Genomic DNA, 17,343 nt, shown 5'->3' with positions numbered 1-17,343 from the left:
TGACCGTTGCCATAGCCCTCGACCTCGGCATCCATCCTCTTTGACGATAGCTTTATCCCTATGACATCGAGCGATGCCGAATTTGAAAAGCTGATATCCGACGCCGGCGAGTGGGCTGCCCAAGACCCGGACCCGATCACCGCATCAGCGCTGTCCGAACTGACCGGGCTCGCCTCCAGCGGCGTCGCTGCAGCCCGCCAACAGCTTGAAGACAGCTTCAGTGGAACGCTGCAGTTCGGTACCGCGGGACTCCGCGCCGCTCTCGGTCCGGGCCCCAACAGGATGAACCGCGTGGTCGTGCGGCGGGCAGCAGCCGGTTTGGCGGCCTTCCTGACGGACTCTGTTGCTGCGGCCTCCCCCGGAACGCGGCCCCGCGCCGTCGTCGGCTATGACGCGAGGCACAACTCGGATGTCTTCGCGGTAGAAACTGCCGCGATCTTCACGGCTGCGGGAATCGATACCTTCCTGATGCCTTCGGCGCTTCCCACCCCGCTCCTGGCTTACGCGGTCCGGGCCCTTGATTGCGACGGCGGCGTCATGGTCACGGCGAGCCACAACCCGCCGCAGGACAACGGATACAAGGTGTACCTGGGCGGCCGGGCCGTGGAGGAAGCCGGCCAGGGGTCCCAGATCGTGGCGCCCTACGATTCGCAGATCGCCGCAAGCATCGAAGCCGTGGGCCCCCTGGGCTCCATTGCTTTGGCTGAATCCGGCTGGACGGTGTTGCCCGGGTCCATCACGGGCGAGTACGAGGCCGCGATGGCCGGCCTGGCCGATCCCCTGAATTTCCCGGCACGGGAGCTGAAGATTGTGTTGACGCCCATGCATGGAGTAGGCGGTGAAACCGCGGTCTCGGTTCTCAACGCGGCCGGCTTCACGGATGTCTCACTCGTGGAAGAGCAGGCAGAACCCGATCCGGACTTCCCTACGGTCAGCTTCCCCAATCCGGAAGAACCGGGCGCACTGGATCTGGCTTTGGCAGCAGCGGCTCGCTCGCGGGCCGACATTGTGCTGGCCAACGACCCCGACGCCGACCGCGCGGCAGTAGCGGCAAAGGACCCTGATACGGGTGCTTGGCGGATGTTGCGAGGCGACGAAGTAGGCGCCCTTCTAGGCGCCCACGTGGTGGCCCGCCATGCCGCCGACGCCCGGCAAAGCGATGGCACCCGCGGCGTTTTTGCCAATTCGATCGTCTCGTCCCGGCTGCTCTCCCGCATCGCCGCGGCGGCGGGCTTCGCCCACGAAGAAACGCTGACGGGATTCAAGTGGATTTCGCGCGTGCCGGGACTCGTCTACGGCTACGAGGAAGCCCTGGGCTACTGCGTGGCACCGGAACTCGTGAGGGACAAGGACGGCATTTCCGCCTCCCTGCTCATCGCCGAACTGGCGGCGGCGGCCAAGGCTGAAGGGAAAACGATCTTCGACACCTTGGACGAGATCTACCTGGTGCACGGCCTGCATGCGAGTGACCAACTCAGCATTCGGGTGGCGGACCTCGGATTGCTGGACGCCATGATGAACCGGCTCCGGGCAGACCCGCCCGAGTCGTTCGGCGGCTCCGCCATCGACACTTTTGTGGACCTGGCCGAGGGAAGCGAACAACTGCCGCCCACGGACGGCCTCCTCTACCTCACCAAAGACCAAAGCCGCGTCATCATCCGGCCCAGCGGCACGGAGCCGAAGCTCAAGTGCTACCTGGAGGTCATCAAGGCGGTCGGTTCCGCGGCGGAACTCGCCGAAACCCGGCACGCCGCACGGACCACCTTGGACCACATACTGGCCGACGTCCGCGAGGCGCTGGGGCTGTAACGCTGAGGCTCTGAGGCTGGTCTCTGAGGCTGGGGCCTAGACTTCGACTTCGATGAAGCCGTCAACCAAGCGGGTCTTGAAAGCCGGAAGCCGGAGCTTGGGGTTGGAATAGCACTCGCCGGTCTGCAGGTCGTAGACCTCCTTGTGCAACGGCGAGGCGATGGTAGGACGTGATCCCCGGGACCCGGTGATCCCGCGGGCCATGACGTTGGCCAAGGTTGCAGGGTCCTGCTGGGCAACTGCGTACACCTTTTCGGGATTGACGCGGAAGAGCGCCACCTGCACGCCGTCAATCAGGGCTGCCTCGCCCCATGCCAACTCAAGCTCGTCCAACGGGCATACACGGTGCCAGCCGGACGCCGCCGGCGCGGCTATCAGTTGTTCTTCCCGTTCCAGAATGACAGTCATGTCAACCCCTTCCACTGTGCCAGAGGCCGGACGAATGTTGTCCCGGCCATAGTTCTTGCCTTCAGGCGTTGGCCGCCTAGCAGCCACACTTTCAAGGTAGGCCGGGCGTGTTTCACCCGAATGCAGTCAATGTGTCCGGTGCGTAAAAGAGACCTCACACGCAACGACATCCAATCGTGACCCAGAAGTTAAGACCACGAAACAAAAGGGAAACTGAGGCGAAACTGCCCGTCCGTAGTCTGAAGTGACAAGTTGCGGAGCACGTTCTGCGGCGTATGCGAAAGGCCACCAGTGACCGGACACACTTCCAACCCAGAAAACCTGCGCCGTATTGTTGTCGCCGGTGGAGGCCCTGCGGCCCACCGTTTTGCCGACGCCATGCACACCCGCGGTCTTGAGGGCTGGCACGTCACGGTCCTGACCGAGGAGGCGCACCTCCCGTATGACCGCGTCACGCTGAGCAAGGCCCTCACCGACGTGGACCATGACCTCACCTTGGGCGACATGTCCATGTGGGAGCACGAATCCATCTCCCTGCGTACCGGCGAGCGAGTGGTCAGGATCAACACCGACGCCAAGTCGGTGGAAACCGCGGCCGGCAACAGCTACGCCTACGACCACCTGGTGGTCGCAACCGGCTCGGACGCGGCGCAACTCCCCTTCCCCGGCGGCGAGCTCGCCCACGTTTACCGCACGCTCGACGACGTCTGGGCCATCAACAAAACCCTTGCCGAACTCACCGAGAAGCTCGGCCGCACTGTCAGGACCGTGACCATCGGTGGCGGGCTCCTCGGCTTGGAAGCAGCGGCAGGCACCATGGAGCTCGGAGCGAAAGCCACCGTCATCAATGGTTCACGCTGGCTCATGAACGCCCAGCTGGATGAAGGCGCAGGCCAGGCACTGGGCCGACTTGTCACTGCCAAGGGACTTGAAGTTCTTACGGGAACCTATCCCGCCGAAGTATTGTCCGACGACGGCGGACAGGTCACCGGCGTCCTCATGAAGGACGGCCGTATCGTCCCCGCTGACATGGTCATCGCGTCCATCGGAATCCGTCCCCGCGACGAACTCTTCCGTGCCGGCGAGGGCGCCGCTGATGGCAACGGCCCGCTGTTCGAACTGGGCAGGAAGGGCGGCGTGGTCATCAACGACCACTGCGCCACACAAGTCCCTGGCATTTGGGCGATCGGTGAGGTGGCGAACTTCGACGGCATGTGCCTGGGACTCGTGGCTCCGGCGAACACGATGGCCGAGATCGTGGCCGACCGGCTGCACGGCGGACAGGCGACCTTCCCCGGCTTCGACACCGCCACCAAGCTCAAGCTCTCCGGCGTGGACGTGGCCAGCTTCGGGGACGCGTTCGCCAGGACCGAACACTCCCTGGAAATCGTGTACGCGGACCCGGCCCGGGGCGTGTACCAGAAGATCGTCACCACCGACGACGCCAAGACCCTGCTCGGCGGCATCTTCGTCGGCGACGCCACCCCCTACATGAGCCTGCGCCCCATGCTCGGCCGCGAACTGCCCGCCGAACCCGGCGCCTACCTCACCGCCGCCGGGGGCGGGGAAGCCCCCGAGACCGAGCTGCCCGACGACGCGATCCTGTGCTCGTGCAACAACGTGCCCGCCGGGTCCATCCGGGACGCCATCAACGGCTGCGGCTCCTGCGAAGGCAACACCCCGGTCCGGGAGCTCGGCGAACTGAAAGCCTGTTCGCGGGCCGGCACCCAGTGCGGCTCCTGCGTGCCCATGCTCAAGAAACTCCTCGAAGGGGAACTGAAGAAATCCGGCATCGAGGTCTCCAAGGCCCTCTGCGAGCACTTCAGCCTCTCCCGCCAGGAACTCTTCGACGCCATCCGGGTCCTGGAACTGACCTCCTTCGAGGACATCCTGGCCAAATACGGCACCGGCGCCGGCTGTGACATCTGCAAACCCACCATCGCCTCGATCCTCGCCTCGCAGAACAGCGAGTACGTGCTCGGCGCGGGCCGGGGCACCCTGCAGGACACCAACGACCGCGCCCTGGCCAACATGCAAAAGGACGGCACTTACTCCGTGGTCCCCCGCATCGCCGGCGGCGAAATCACCCCCAAGGGCCTGGGCGTCATCGCCCGCGTCGCCGAGAAATACGGCCTGTACACGAAGATCACGGGCGGGCAGCGCATCGACATGTTCGGCGCCCGCCTCGAACAGCTCCCGGAGATCTGGAAGGAACTCGTCGAGGCCGGCTTCGAGTCCGGACAGGCCTACGGCAAGAGCCTGCGCACCGTGAAGTCCTGCGTCGGCTCAACGTGGTGCCGCTTCGGCGTCCAGGACTCCGTGGCCATGGCCATCAACCTCGAGCTGCGCTACCGCGGCCTGCGCAGCCCCCACAAACTCAAAATGGGCGTCTCAGGCTGCGCCCGCGAATGCGCCGAAGCCCGCGGCAAAGACGTCGGCGTGATCGCCACCGACAAAGGCTGGAACCTGTACGTCGGCGGTAACGGGGGCTTCCAGCCCGCTCACGCCCAGCTCCTGGCCCAGGACCTGGACGACGAGACCCTCATCAAATACATCGACCGCTACCTCATGTACTACATCCGCACCGCGGACCGGCTCCAGCGCACCGCGCGCTGGCAGGAAGAACTCGACGGTGGCCTCCAACACATCCAGGACGTCATCATCCACGACTCCCTCGGCATCGCCGAGGACCTCGAAGCCGCCATCGCCCGCCACATCGAAAACTACCAGGACGAATGGGCCGAAACCCTCAAGGACCCTGAACGCCTGCGCCGCTTCCGCTCCTTCGTCAACGCCCCGGACCAGAAAGACGAGGCCATCACCTTCGTCCCCGAACGCGGCCAGATCCGCCCCGCCACCAACGAGGAAAAAACCAGCGTACTCATCGCTTCAGCGAGCATCCCCGTCCGGTCCGGCAACGAATCGGCAGGCGAAGGGAATTGACAACCATGCAGCTCACAATCGATCTCGCGGGCCGCGACGTTCTAGTCACCGGTTCGGCCCACGCCGCCCGGCAAGCCGTCCGCCGCTACGAGGCCGCCGGCGCAATCGTCTACCGTCTCAGCAAGCCGGACGGTGCCGAAGGTGACGGCCCGCTGCCAGAGCGCCCGTTCCTCGTTGCGGCCGTCGACGACGGCGATGCCGGTTGGAAGCCGCTGCTTGAGCGTTGCCGGGAAGCCGGGATCCCCGTCGCCATCGAACCGACCGCCGGGGAGCCTCGCCATGTCACGCTGGTCGGCGGCGGTCCCGGCGCGCTGGACCTGCTCACCGTCGGCGCGGTCAACGCGCTACGGGACGCCGACGTCGTCTTCTACGACCGCCTGGCCCCCTACCAGGAGCTGGTGCGCCTTACCTCTGCGGAGCTGGTGGACGTCGGCAAGCGCCCTGGCCACCACAAAGTAGCCCAGTGCGACATTGAGAAGCTCATGGTCGAGGCGGCCCTGGCAGGCAAGAACGTTGTCCGACTCAAGGGCGGTGACCCCTACGTGTTTGGCCGCGGCGGGGAAGAAGTCACTGCTTGCGTGGCCGCCGGGGTGCCCGTCCGGGTCATCTCCGGGGTCACGAGCGCCATCTCGGTCCCCGCGGCCGCCGGCATTCCCGTCACGCACCGCGGGGTCAGCCACATGTTCACCGTGGTCTCCGGCCACGCCCCGTTGACCGAGAAGGAACATACCCATCTGGCCGGCCTCGGCGGGACCATCGTGGTGCTGATGGGCATCGGGACCCTGCCGCAGTTGGCTGCCGGCCTGCGCCGGGCGGGAATGGATGCCGGAATGCCCGTGGCCGTCGTCGAGCGCGGCTACCGCCCCGGCCAGCGCACCACCATCGCCGAACTCGGCACCATCGAGTCGGCAGCCTCCGGCTGCAGCAACCCGGCCGTCCTGGTCATCGGCGAGGTGGTCCGGGTGGCCGAAGCCAACCGCAATCATGCCGAAGCCTCCGCAGAACTGAGCCGGCTCGCGGCTTCGCTCCTTGAAGCCTGAAAGAAACTCCATGACCACTCTGAACACCCTTGATTCCGTCAATGCAGGCTCGCCGCTGGCCACCCCTGGACCAAACGACGATGCGCCGCTGGACGGTTTCCGCATCGGAGTGACTTCCCACCGGCGGTCGCGCGACCTGATCGAGGCCCTCGAACGGCGCGGTGCCTCAGTGCTGCATGCACCCGCCTTGAAGATCGCACCGGTGCAGGAAGACATCACACTCATCGAGGACACGAAGAAGATCATCGCGGCCAAGCCCGATATCTGCATCGCCACCACTGCCTACGGAATGCGGCGCTGGTGCGAGGCCGCGGACTCTTTCGGCATCGGCGAGCAGCTTCTCGACGTCCTGGCTGCGTGCCGCATGTTCGTGCGGGGACCAAAAGCCCGCGGTGCCGTCCGCGCGGCCGGCCTTGCCGACGTCGGGATCAGCAGTGACGAAACCACCGCCACATTGGTGGACATGCTCCTTCAGGAAGGCGTCCGGGGAAAGACCGTCGCCGTGCAATTGCACGGCTACACCGACGTCCGCCAGCTTGAGCGCCTTCGGATGTCCGGCGCGACGGTCCTCACCGTCACGCCGTACCGCTGGGTGAAGCCCGACGGCGAAGACAAGCTGCCGCGCTTGATCGAAGCCGCCTGCAGCGGAGACTTGGACGTGCTCACCTTCACGAGCGCACCGGCGGTAGACGCCATGTGGAGCACGGCCCACGAAATGGGCATGTACCATCAGCTGATCGAGGCCCTCAAGACCCAGGTGACCGTTGCCGCCGTCGGGCCCGTCACCGCACAACCGCTGATCGACGCCGGGCTGTCCCCCATCATCCCGGACCGCTACCGTATGGGTGCTCTCATCCGGCTCGTCACAGAACATCTGGCCCTGAACCATGTGCGCCGGCTCGATACCCCTGCAGGCCATATTGAGCTGCGTGGCCGCTGCTTGAGGATCGATGGTTCCGTAGTGGAACTGGCCCCGGCTCCGTTGCTCCTGCTCCGTGCGCTCCTGGGGGCAGGCGGTGCAGTGTTGTCCCGCGAGGCTCTTTCCGACCTTTTGGAATTACGGGGCTCGGTCCACGCCCTGGACATGACGGTGAGCCGTTTGCGGTCCTCGCTGCCGGACGGAACGCTAGTGGAAACCGTGGTGAAACGGGGCTATCGGCTCCGCGTCTAGGCCTGGTTCTTGTGGACCTGGTAGATGGCACCGGTGGTGACGTCTTCCTCGAGTGCTTCGAGGGTGCGGCCGCGGGTTTCGGGGACCTGCTTGACTACGAAGATCAGGGCCAGCGCCCCGACGACGGCGAAGAGGAAGAAGGTGCCGGTGATCCCGACCCCCGCGACCAGCGACGGGAAGAACAGCGAAAGGAAACCGTTCACCACCCAGAGGAAGAAGATCGAGACGCCGGTACCGAAGCCGCGCATGTGCAGCGGGAAGACTTCCGACAGGTAGACCCACACGGCGACGTTCAGGAACGTCTGCATGGACCCGACGAAAGCAACCACCAGGAAGAGAATCAGGTACGGGCGGATCGGGTTGCCCACGGGCAACATCATTGAGGCGAACCCAATGAGCAGGTGGCAGCTGGTGGTCAGCGTGAGGCCGAGGATGAAGGTCTTGCGACGGTCGATCCGGTCCATCAGCGACAAGGCGATGACGCCCCCGATCACGGCGATCACGCCGGGCGCGATGTTCGCGATAAGCGCACCGCTCTCGTCGAAGCCCGACTCGACGAGCACGGTCTGGCCGTAGTACATGATCGAGTTGATGCCGGTCAGCTGTTGGGCGACGCCCAGTCCGATGCCCACGAGCAGAATGCGGAAAAGGTTCTTGTTGCTGAAGACGGCACGCCAGCCGATCTGCTGGTTCTCCTGCTCCTCTTTGGCGACGTTCTCGACCTCGCCGAGCTCAGCAAGCGCACGGTCCTCGGAGCGGACGGACCGCAGCACCGCGAGGGCCTCATCGTGCCGGCCCTTCTCCACGAGCCAGCGCGGCGACTCGGGCACGCGGAGCATGCCGAAGAACAGCGCGATCGCCGGCAACGCGCAGACCGCAAGCATGATGCGCCACACGCCGGGGATGTCACCCCACACGATGCCGATGATGGCGTTGACGACGAAGGCCGCCAGCTGACCGACGACGATCATGAGCTCGTTGCGGCCCGCCAGGGAGCCACGGATCTCATACGGGGCCATCTCCGCCAGAAACACCGGCACCACAGCCGAGGCGCCGCCCACGGCGAGACCGAGCAGGATGCGGCCGACGACTAGCACCCCGAAACTCGGTGTGAACACGCACACCAAGGTGCCAACGAAGAACAGCACCGCCAGCAGAATGATCGTCTTGCGGCGCCCCCACCCATCGGAAATGCGGCCGCCTGAGAGCGCGCCGATCGCCGCGGCGAAGACGAGCGAGCTGGCAACGATGCCCTCAGTGAACGGCGTGAGGGCGAGTTCGGCCGTCATCGGCCTGAGCGCCCCATTGATGACGCCAGTGTCATAGCCGAACAGCAGACCACCGAAGGTGGCGGTGAGGGCGACGAGCCCAAGGCGCTTGCGGTGCGGGCCGTTGGTCAGTGGCGGAAGCGAGGTTACATGGGCGCCGTCGCGCTGTATTTGAGTTGCAGACATCAGGACTCCTTTGTCTTGTGATACGGGTCATACACCCGCTCTGGACAATAGACTAACGCGCGAAAGGGTTAAATGTAAGGTCAAACTAACAAATGACTTAATTTTGGTTTCTTCGCCGTGGGAAGATAAAGCCATGGGTCCTGACCGGCAGCTCCGTCCCGCAACTCAGAGCGATGTTGCGCGAGAAGTCGGTGTCTCCCGCACGCTCGTGTCCTTCGCCTTCCGCGATACCCCAGGTGTCAGCGACGAGACCAAGCAAGCTATCTTCGACGCGGCAAAACGTCTCGGTTACCGGCCCAACGCGGCGGCGGCCGATCTGGCACGCAAACATCGTTCCGCCGTCGGGCTGTATTTGATGGACATCCACAACGAGGTCTATGCAGACATCCTCAGCGGCGTGCGGATGGCACTCCCCCAGGCCCGCAACCGCCTCATCCTGAGCGTCTCCCGTTCCGTCGACGGAGTGGACCCGGGAGCCGTGGAATCGCTGATCGAGGCACGCGTGGGAATCATCATCGCCGCAACGCTCCTCGATTCGGACGAACGAGTGCGGGAACTGGCGAAGATAGTCCCGATCGTTAGCGTCGCGCGGCCAGTGGCAGGCGTCGACAGCGTGTATTCCGACGACGAGGCCGGCGCCCGGGCCGCCACCGAACACCTCCTCAGCCTTGGACACACCCGGATCGCCCATCTGGCCGGACCCGATTACGACGGCCACACGGTTCGCCAAAGAAGCTACGAGAAGACAATGCGCGACGCCGGATTGGTTCCCTGGACGGTACCGGCCCATGACTTCACACAAGATGCCGGGCAGCGCGCCGCCGCCGAATTGCTTGAGAGCGCGGACCGCCCGACAGCCATCTTCACTCACAACGACCAGTTCGCCCTAGGAGCACGCGAAGCCGCCTACGCCAGGGGCCTGGCCATCCCCGGGGATTTGTCCTTGGTAGGTTATGACAATTCACGGACTGGCCGGCTCCACGGCATCGACCTGACGTCGGTCGATCTCCACGCGATGCAATTGGGGAGCACGGCCGGCGCCGTGGCCATGGAGCGCCTCAACGATCCCGACGCCCCCATGGCGGACAAGCGCCTCACGCCCGAGTTGGTTGTCCGCAACTCGACGGCGCCCGCCAAATAGGACGCGCTAGATGGAAAGGGTACGCGTCCCCGCGTAAGCAGCGCGAGCAATAACTCCACATCATGGACAGATTCGCGGCCCGGTGGGAACATGGGGCCATAGTCCACGGAGGCATCGTCCGGCTACGTCCGGGTGACTCCAGGTCAGCTCTCCTGTGAGAGGAACGGCCATGGTTCGTCTGGGGACCAGGGAAAGTGGGGATGCGGGTTCCAAGCCTGCTCCTGATCCGCTGCGCCACGGAGATAGTGGTATTGAGACCGTCGACGCCGTGGTGGTGGGTTCCGGTTTCGGCGGATCTGTCGCTGCCCTGCGGCTGGCGGAGGGCGGCAAATCCGTCGTCCTCATGGAACGCGGCAAGGCTTATCCGCCGGGGAGCTTCGCCCGCACCCCCTCCGAAATGGGCCGCAATTTCTGGGACCCGGACCGTGGCCTCTACGGATTGTTCGACGCCTGGACGTTCCGCGGGACGGAAGGCCTGGTGTCCAGTGGATTGGGTGGTGGCTCCCTCATCTACGCCAACGTCCTGCTGCGCAAGGACCCCAAGTGGTTCGTCAAGGAATCGCCGGTGCCTGGCGGCGGCTATGAGAACTGGCCGTTCAGCTATGAGGACCTGGAACCGTTCTATGGCGACGCCGAAAAAATGCTCCAACCGGTCCCCTATCCCTACCGGGACACCCCCAAGACCAACGCCATGGAGGCGAGCGCCGCGGCCTTGGGTTTGGCCATCACCCGGCCTCCCATCGCCGTGACGTTTGCTAGCGGTCCCGGCGCCGAACCCCGCAGCAACCAGCCGCTGCCTGCCGCTCCGTATGGCAGCGTCCATGGCGATGGCACCGTCAGGACCACGTGCCTCCTCTGCGGCGAGTGCGATATCGGCTGCAACGTCGGCGCCAAGAACACCCTGGACCACAACTATCTATCGGCGGCGAAACGTGCGGGAGCAGATCTGCGCACCTTCCACGATGTGCGCGGTATCCGCCCACTACCCGGCAAGGGGCTTCGGCACGGCGGCTACGAAGTCCGCTACGTTGTCCATGACCCCCAGGAACCCGGCGCACTGCTGCGCGAGCGGTTCATCCGCTGCCGTCGGCTGGTCCTCGGGGCAGGCACCTTTGGCAGCAACTTCCTGCTCCTCCGCAACCGGGCTTCCTTGCCGGGGCTCAGCGAAACCCTCGGCACGAGGTTCAGCGGCAACGGAGACCTCCTGACCCTCATCATGGATGCGAAAACCGGGGAGGCCGGCCCACCGAACGGTCACGGCGGCACACCGGGGGTCCGGACACTTTCGGGCAGCCGCGGCCCGGTGATCACCACGGCCATCCGCATTCCGGATACGGTGGACGGCGGTTCCGGCCGCGGGTACTACGTGGAGGATGCCGGATATCCGGCCTTCATCAACTGGTTGATCGAAACCGCCCAGCTCGGCCAAGTGGCCCGCCGGACCGCCAGGATGGCCGCCCAAATCCTCAAGGACCGGCTGTTTGAAGGCCACCATTCCAACATCTCCGCCGACCTGGCCGCGGCGCTGGGTGACGGACGCCTGTCCAGCAGCTCGGTTCCGTTGCTGGGCATGGGGCGCGACATCCCCGACGGCGTCATGAGTCTGCAGGACGGCAGGCTCGCCATCGACTGGACCCTGTCCTCGTCCAGCAGCTACTTCAGCAGGGTGCAGAAAACGATGGAGGACATAGCCGGGCAGCTGGATGGAAACTTCGTGGACAATCCACTGTGGTGGGCCAAAAGGGTCATCACAGTGCACCCGATCGGGGGTTCCCCCTCCGGAAGGAATCCCGCCGAGGGCGTGTGCGATGAATACGGCGAAGTGTTCGGCTACCCCGGCCTACACGTGGTGGACGGCGCTGCGATGCCCGGGCCGGTGGGGGCGAATCCTTCCCTGACTATTGCGGCCTTCGCGGAGCGGGCGTGCCGGCACATCCTTGAGGCGGACAGCCGGGAGGCCGCCACCGGAGCCGCAGTTTCCGCGGAGCGCGGAGGCATAGTGCCCGTGCAGAGCCCGCCCGTTGCCGGGGCCGCCGTCGTCGACCAATCCGAAACCGCACCCCGAGCGCTTGCCCCCGACGCCACCAAAGGCATCTCGGGCCGCAAGGAAAAGCCTGCCTATGCACCGGGGTCCAGGCCGGTTGAGCAGGTTCGCGGGCTTGATCCACACGGAGCAGGCGCCGGAAGTACCGCCACCTCAGTCAGTTTCACCTCAGTCAGTTTCACAGAGCAGATGCACGGCTGGTTCAGCCCTGGCCTCTCCGATCCCGAAAAGGGCCGCAACCTGGGCCGCGACCGGGGGCGGCGGATCATGTTCGAACTGACCATCACGGCGAAGGACATCGACGCCTTTGTCGCAGATCCGGCCCACCCGGCTGCGGCCGAAGGTTATGTGCTGGCGGACCAGTTTGGTGGACGATTGCCGGTGGAGAAGGGTTGGTTCAACCTCTTCGTGGAGGACAAGTCTGCAGACGGCGCACCGAGCAGGCGCATGCTGTACCGGCTCTGGCTGCGCGATCCGGGGGGCACCCCGCTGACGTTCACCGGTTACAAGCTCATCCACAACGGGACCGGCTTCGACGTCTGGCCCGACACCACCATCCTGTATGCCACGATCCTCAGGGGACATGTCCCGCCGCCGGAACCGGCCGCAGCGGCGAGGAAGTACGACGACGGCGACGATCCCGCCGTCGTCGGCGCCGGGATACTGCACATCAGGCCGCTGGACTTCGCACGGCAGCTCACCACTTTCCGGGCTGTTGGGCCGGCTCCGGCAGCTGGGCTCACGGCGTTCGGGAAATTGTTCCTGGGCGAGCTCTGGCAGGTCTACGGGCGCACTGTCTCCAAGATTCCGTACCCCTTCCGGCAACGATCATGAAGCACTGGGAGCTCGCACAACACAGCGCCGAGCTGGGGTTCACGCCCCGCGATGCTGTCCGCTGGCTCTCGCCCATCGCCCTGGGCCGCACCGGACTCAAAGTCGCGGCGGCAACCCTCTTCGCCGATTTCGGCGACAAACGCGAGCTCGAAGCCGGACTCCCGGGTGAGCCGCTCTATCTTGATCGGCTCCCGCTGCCTGGCCAGGCAGCGCAACCTGCCGTCATGGACAAAGGCCTGCCCGCACCAGACGAACTACTGAGCCGGGACGAAGCGCTGGCACAGGTGGCCGGAACGCAGGCCAAGGAATTGTGGCTCGATTTCACCGCCGACCTGGGCGACGGCTTTGACGCGACGTATTCGGTGGCTCTTCTCCTCGCCCAGGACAGGCTTGAGGTAGCCGGACATACGCTGCCGCGCGGCAACGTCCTGGTTCTTGGCGGCGACGAGGTCTATCCGGTGGCTTCACCGGAACGCTACGAGGACAAGATGGTGGGACCCTACCGCAAGGCGTTCCCCGCTCCCGCGCCCAGCGACTCGGACGCTCCGCCTCCCAGTACCTGTCCGCCTGCCACGTTGATGCTGGCGTTGCCCGGCAACCATGACTGGTACGACGGACTGACTTCCTTCATCCGGCTGTTCACGAGGCAGCGCAGCATCGGAGCCTGGCGTACGGTCCAGAGCCGCAGCTATTTCGGCGTGCGGCTCACCGGTGGCCCCGGCAGCCCGGGCTGGTGGGTACTGGGCTTGGACAGCCAACTTGGCCAGTACATCGATGAGCCCCAACTGGATTACTTCTACAAGAACGTCACCACGCAACTGCAGCCGGGCGATGCCATTATCTTGTGCCTGGCTTCGCCGTACTGGGTCTATTCCGATTCCCCGTCGGCGAGCGCGTTCCGCCAAGTCAACTTCTTCGAGCAGGACTACTTGCGCCGCCGCTTCAACCCGACCACGGCCCGCTTCGAGAACACCGGCGCCTCTGTCCGCCTCTGGCTCAGCGGGGACCTGCACCATTACTCACGCTTCGAGCAAGACGTGCCCGGCGATGGAAGCGGTGCAGTCCCGGAGGGGTCAAGGACGCAACTCGTCACGTGCGGGCTCGGCGGGGCCTACCTCGCTGACACCTCGGAACTTCCCGAGGAAGTCATCCTGCCAACGCCCATCACATCGCCGAACGTTTCGGCGTCGCTCCCGACGCCGGACTTGGGTTCAGCCGGCCGCCGGTTCGGCCGGACGCCCGTCAGCTACCCCAGCTGTGACGACGGCCGGAAAATGGGGCGCCGGCTCGCCAACCCGTTCTCACCGTTTTGGCTTCCTGCCCGGAATCCAGGCTTCGGACCGCTTCTGGGACTGATCCACGTGCTCTTCTTCCTGGCGGGATGGACTGTCTTCAGCAGCTTCCGCGGCCAGTCGCTCATGGACACCCTGGGTTCCCTTGAAGGGGCGGGCCTCGCCCGGCCGTTGATTTTCGGCGTGTTGGGACCGCTTGTGCTGCTCGGCGCGCTGGCATTGCTCTGGAAATTGTTCGGCACTTCATCGGTGATCCGGGACCGCAAAGGTCTTGTCACGTTCCTGCGCGGAGTGCTGTACCAACTCGCGGCCATGGGAGTGGGCCTGGTGGTTGTCGCAGTCCTGCACTGGCCTCCCGGCTGGCCTCAATTCCTGGGCGCCCTTTTCGCCCTCGCGGTCACCTTCGTGAGCGGCTGGGTCCTCGGCAGTGAGGCCTTTGCCCTCTTCATCCTGGGTACCCGCGGCGGTGAGGTGGCGTCCTGGATGATGTCCGGCCAGTCGGTGGAGGACCACAAGGGTTTCCTGCGCGTCCATTTGGCCCCCGACGGCGCGCTCACGGTCTACCCGCTGGCCATCGATGCAATCTGCCGCGATTGGGCACTGGAAACCACGCCCGACGGCGTCCGTCCAGTGCCGGCCAAGGGTGGCACGGCCGCCGGGCTCCCGGCAGTCCGGCTGCTTGAAACGCCCATCCCCATATCCCGGGAAGGAATTTCACCATGACTGTCACCCGGGCCGAGCACCGCACCGAGGTCATCCCCTTCCGGGCACGCGACGACACGCCGCTCAGCCTTGTGCACGTCAGTTCTCCGGTCAACCCTGGCAAGGGGCCCGTGTTGCTGGTCCATGGATCCGGAGTACGCGCAGAACTCTTCCGGCCACCGGTCCCCACAACCGTGGTCGATGTGCTGCTGGAAGACGGTTGGGACGTCTGGATGCTCAACTGGCGCGCCTCGATCGACCTCGACCCTCTTTCGTGGACGCTAGGTGACGCCGCGGTCTACGACCATCCTGCCGCCGTCGAGCACGTACTCCGGGCCACCGGCGCACAGACCCTCAAGGCCTTGATCCATTGCCAGGGCTCCACCTCGTTCGCTATGTCTGCCGCGGCGGGGCTGCTGCCGCAAGTGGACACCATCATCTCCAACGCGGTGTCCCTGCATCCGGTGGTTCCCGCGTTTTCGCGGCTCAAGATCGACTACCTGACGCCCGTCGTGAAGCTGTTCACTCCCTATTTGTCGCCGTCGTGGGCCTACAAGTCCGAGGGCTATTTCACCCGCCTCATCCGCTTCCTGGTCAAAGCCGGCCACCACGAATGCAACAACACGGTCTGCAAGATGGTCAGCTTCACCTACGGAAGCGGCAGGCCGGCCCTGTGGTCCCATGAAAACCTAGACGACGCCACCCACGAATGGCTCAAGGGCGAGTTTGCCGAGGTCCCCGTGAGTTTCTTCGAGGAAATGGGCCGCAGCATCAAGGCCGGACACATGGTGGCGGCCGGCAACCACCTCGAACTCCCGGAGAACTTCGTGGCCCAGGCGCCGCAAACCGACGCGCGGTTCGTCTTCATGGCGGGCAAGGACAACCTCTGCTTCCTGCCGGAAAGCCAGGAGCGCACCTTCGAGTTCTTCCAAGCCCACAGGCCCGGCAAGGATTCGCTGCACCTCATTCCCGGCTACGGCCATCTGGACGTCTTCTTCGGCGCCCGGGCGTGGCGGGATACCTTCCCGATCATCGTCCAGGAGCTGAACTCATGAATAACTTCGCCCAACTGCATGCAGCGCTGCACAGATCCCTTCAGAGGCTCCTCCCCTCCCCGGTCCCCCGCCGCCAAACCGAACTCACCGGCCAGTACGCCAAGGTGGACGGGATCCAGTACGTCATGCCAGTCAATTCGGACGACTCCCCTGTGCTCATGGCGGCCTTCCCCATCAACAAGCGCGCTGCCGCTGCACTGCTCCCAGGCAAGGAAATGCGGCCATTCAGCCTGGGCGGCAAAGGCCTGCTGGTGGTCACGGTGGTCAACTACAAGTCGACGGACATCGGCAAATACATCGAATATTCCCTGGCCATCGCCATCACCCACGGCAGCCGGCCCGTCCCGCCGATCCTGCCGCTGATCTTCCAGAAGACGTTCAAGCTGGGCCAGTTCGTGGTGGACCTTCCCGTCAGCACCGAAATCTCAGTCAAGGGCGGCAAAGGAATCTGGGGCATGCCCAAGCACCAAGCCAACCTCGACTTCGTGGTCACGGACACCACGGTCTCGGCCCAGTACGACCAGGACGGAATGCTGGGCTGCTACATCGAAATCGAACAGCCCGCTCCCATCGGGCTCCCGGTGAGGCTGGCCGCCTCCAACTACTGCGCCTTCCGTGGAATGCTCTGGAAATCGGACATATATTTCGAGGCCACCGCGAATGTCGCTTTCGGCCGGCAGGCCAAGGCGCGCCTCGTCCTGGGTGAGGCTCCCGGCGTCGCACCCCTCAAGACCCTGCAGGTGGGAAACAAGCCCTTGTTCACCGCGTGGCTTCCCGAAGCGCATGGAGTGTTGGACGACCACTATGAAGCGTGGTTCCTCACGGCCACGACGGAAGCGGAAGCGGCAGTCCTCCGCGGCGGAGACATGATGGACAGCGTGGTGGGCCTTGGCCAGAGCCAGGAGTGGCTGGCACCTCCGGACCGCTCCCGCGTCGCCGATTCCCAGCCTGCCCAAGGACAGTCATCATGAACTGGCTCCTCCTCCTGAACGCCTTGTACTTCCTCTTCGGATCAACCATGTACGTGGGCACCATGTGGGTCCTCAAATGGTTCCTCTACCCCACCTGGCGGTCACTGGAACGCGACAACGTGGACATGCACTTCGGCATCCCCACCCGCGCGGCCACTAAATTCTTCACGGTAGTGGTGCCGATCATGTTTGTCTCCGGCGCCATCCTGGTGTGGACGGAATGGGGCAGCATCCGGGTCGTCCCCGCCGTCATCTGCCTGCTGGGCATCATCGCGCTGACGTTAGTTGGCCAAGGAATCATCATCCCCATCAACATCAGGATCCGCGGCGGCGATTTCAAGGACGACGCAGAACTCCGTCAATTGCTGCTGCGCTGGATGTTCCTGAACGACATCCGCTTCTACGTCTCCACCCTGACCTGGCTGTCCATGGTCTGGTTGCTCGTGGACCGTGGCAGGCTCCTGGCAAGCTACTCGTGA

The 17,343-nt window shown here is 65.0% G+C and carries 12 protein-coding genes; 10 read left to right on the top strand and 2 right to left on the bottom strand.

Annotated features, from left to right (window positions below; all coding sequences use genetic code 11):
- The first annotated feature begins 60 nt into the window (after window positions 1-60).
- On the top strand, window positions 61-1,809 hold the full coding sequence (locus tag LFT43_RS05975) for a phospho-sugar mutase (protein ID WP_395801611.1): 1,749 nt from the start codon (window positions 61-63) through the stop codon (window positions 1,807-1,809).
- A gap of 36 nt (window positions 1,810-1,845) precedes the next feature.
- Here the strand turns inward: LFT43_RS05975 and nirD are convergent, their stop codons facing one another.
- Window positions 1,846-2,217: a nitrite reductase small subunit NirD gene (gene nirD, locus LFT43_RS05970; protein WP_395801610.1), complete on the bottom strand. Its 372-nt coding sequence runs from the start codon at window positions 2,215-2,217 to the stop codon at window positions 1,846-1,848.
- Between the two features lie 291 nt (window positions 2,218-2,508).
- On the opposite strand from nirD, the gene nirB reads away from it, so the two are divergent.
- The 3 genes from nirB to LFT43_RS05955 are packed head-to-tail and all read left to right on the top strand — an operon-like array spanning window position 2,509 to window position 7,371.
- Window positions 2,509-5,160 carry a nitrite reductase large subunit NirB gene (nirB, locus tag LFT43_RS05965; protein WP_395801609.1) on the top strand — a complete coding sequence of 884 codons (2,652 nt, stop codon included), beginning with the start codon at window positions 2,509-2,511 and terminating at the stop codon, window positions 5,158-5,160.
- A gap of 5 nt (window positions 5,161-5,165) precedes the next feature.
- Window positions 5,166-6,200 (top strand): uroporphyrinogen-III C-methyltransferase, encoded by a 1,035-nt coding sequence (gene cobA / locus LFT43_RS05960; protein WP_395801608.1) that lies wholly within the window; start codon window positions 5,166-5,168, stop codon window positions 6,198-6,200.
- A gap of 10 nt (window positions 6,201-6,210) precedes the next feature.
- Window positions 6,211-7,371 (top strand): uroporphyrinogen-III synthase, encoded by a 1,161-nt coding sequence (locus LFT43_RS05955; protein WP_395801607.1) that lies wholly within the window; start codon window positions 6,211-6,213, stop codon window positions 7,369-7,371.
- On the opposite strand, the gene LFT43_RS05950 is transcribed toward LFT43_RS05955, so the two are convergent.
- On the bottom strand, window positions 7,368-8,825 hold the full coding sequence (locus LFT43_RS05950) for a sugar porter family MFS transporter (RefSeq protein ID WP_395801606.1): 1,458 nt from the start codon (window positions 8,823-8,825) through the stop codon (window positions 7,368-7,370). The two genes, LFT43_RS05955 and LFT43_RS05950, sit on opposite strands and share 4 nt — an antisense overlap.
- Before the next feature lie 133 nt (window positions 8,826-8,958).
- On the opposite strand from LFT43_RS05950, the gene LFT43_RS05945 reads away from it, so the two are divergent.
- The 6 genes from LFT43_RS05945 to LFT43_RS05920 all read left to right on the top strand — a co-directional run bounded on the left by LFT43_RS05945 (window position 8,959) and on the right by LFT43_RS05920 (window position 17,343).
- A complete protein-coding gene (locus LFT43_RS05945) occupies window positions 8,959-9,966 on the top strand; it encodes a LacI family DNA-binding transcriptional regulator (protein WP_395801605.1) in 1,008 nt (335 codons plus the stop codon).
- 169 nt (window positions 9,967-10,135) lie between these two features.
- Entirely contained in the window at window positions 10,136-12,844 is a 2,709-nt protein-coding gene (locus LFT43_RS05940; protein ID WP_395801604.1) for a GMC oxidoreductase, read from the top strand.
- Window positions 12,841-14,859 (top strand): hypothetical protein, encoded by a 2,019-nt coding sequence (locus tag LFT43_RS05935; protein ID WP_395801603.1) that lies wholly within the window; start codon window positions 12,841-12,843, stop codon window positions 14,857-14,859. Before LFT43_RS05940 ends, LFT43_RS05935 begins: the two co-directional genes overlap by 4 nt.
- Window positions 14,856-15,893, top strand: a complete 1,038-nt coding sequence (locus tag LFT43_RS05930) for an alpha/beta hydrolase (RefSeq protein ID WP_395801602.1) — start codon at window positions 14,856-14,858, stop codon at window positions 15,891-15,893. Before LFT43_RS05935 ends, LFT43_RS05930 begins: the two co-directional genes overlap by 4 nt.
- Window positions 15,890-16,864, top strand: coding sequence for an acetoacetate decarboxylase family protein (locus tag LFT43_RS05925; protein WP_395801601.1), 975 nt, complete (start codon window positions 15,890-15,892; stop codon window positions 16,862-16,864). Before LFT43_RS05930 ends, LFT43_RS05925 begins: the two co-directional genes overlap by 4 nt.
- Entirely contained in the window at window positions 16,861-17,343 is a 483-nt protein-coding gene (locus tag LFT43_RS05920) for a hypothetical protein (RefSeq protein ID WP_395801600.1), read from the top strand. Before LFT43_RS05925 ends, LFT43_RS05920 begins: the two co-directional genes overlap by 4 nt.

Source organism: Arthrobacter sp. FW306-04-A, from assembly GCF_044358315.1.
In the GTDB taxonomy this organism is placed as follows: domain Bacteria; phylum Actinomycetota; class Actinomycetes; order Actinomycetales; family Micrococcaceae; genus Arthrobacter.
The sequence above is the reverse complement of the archived record's forward strand: the minus strand, read 5'-3'. Positions and strand labels throughout refer to the sequence as shown.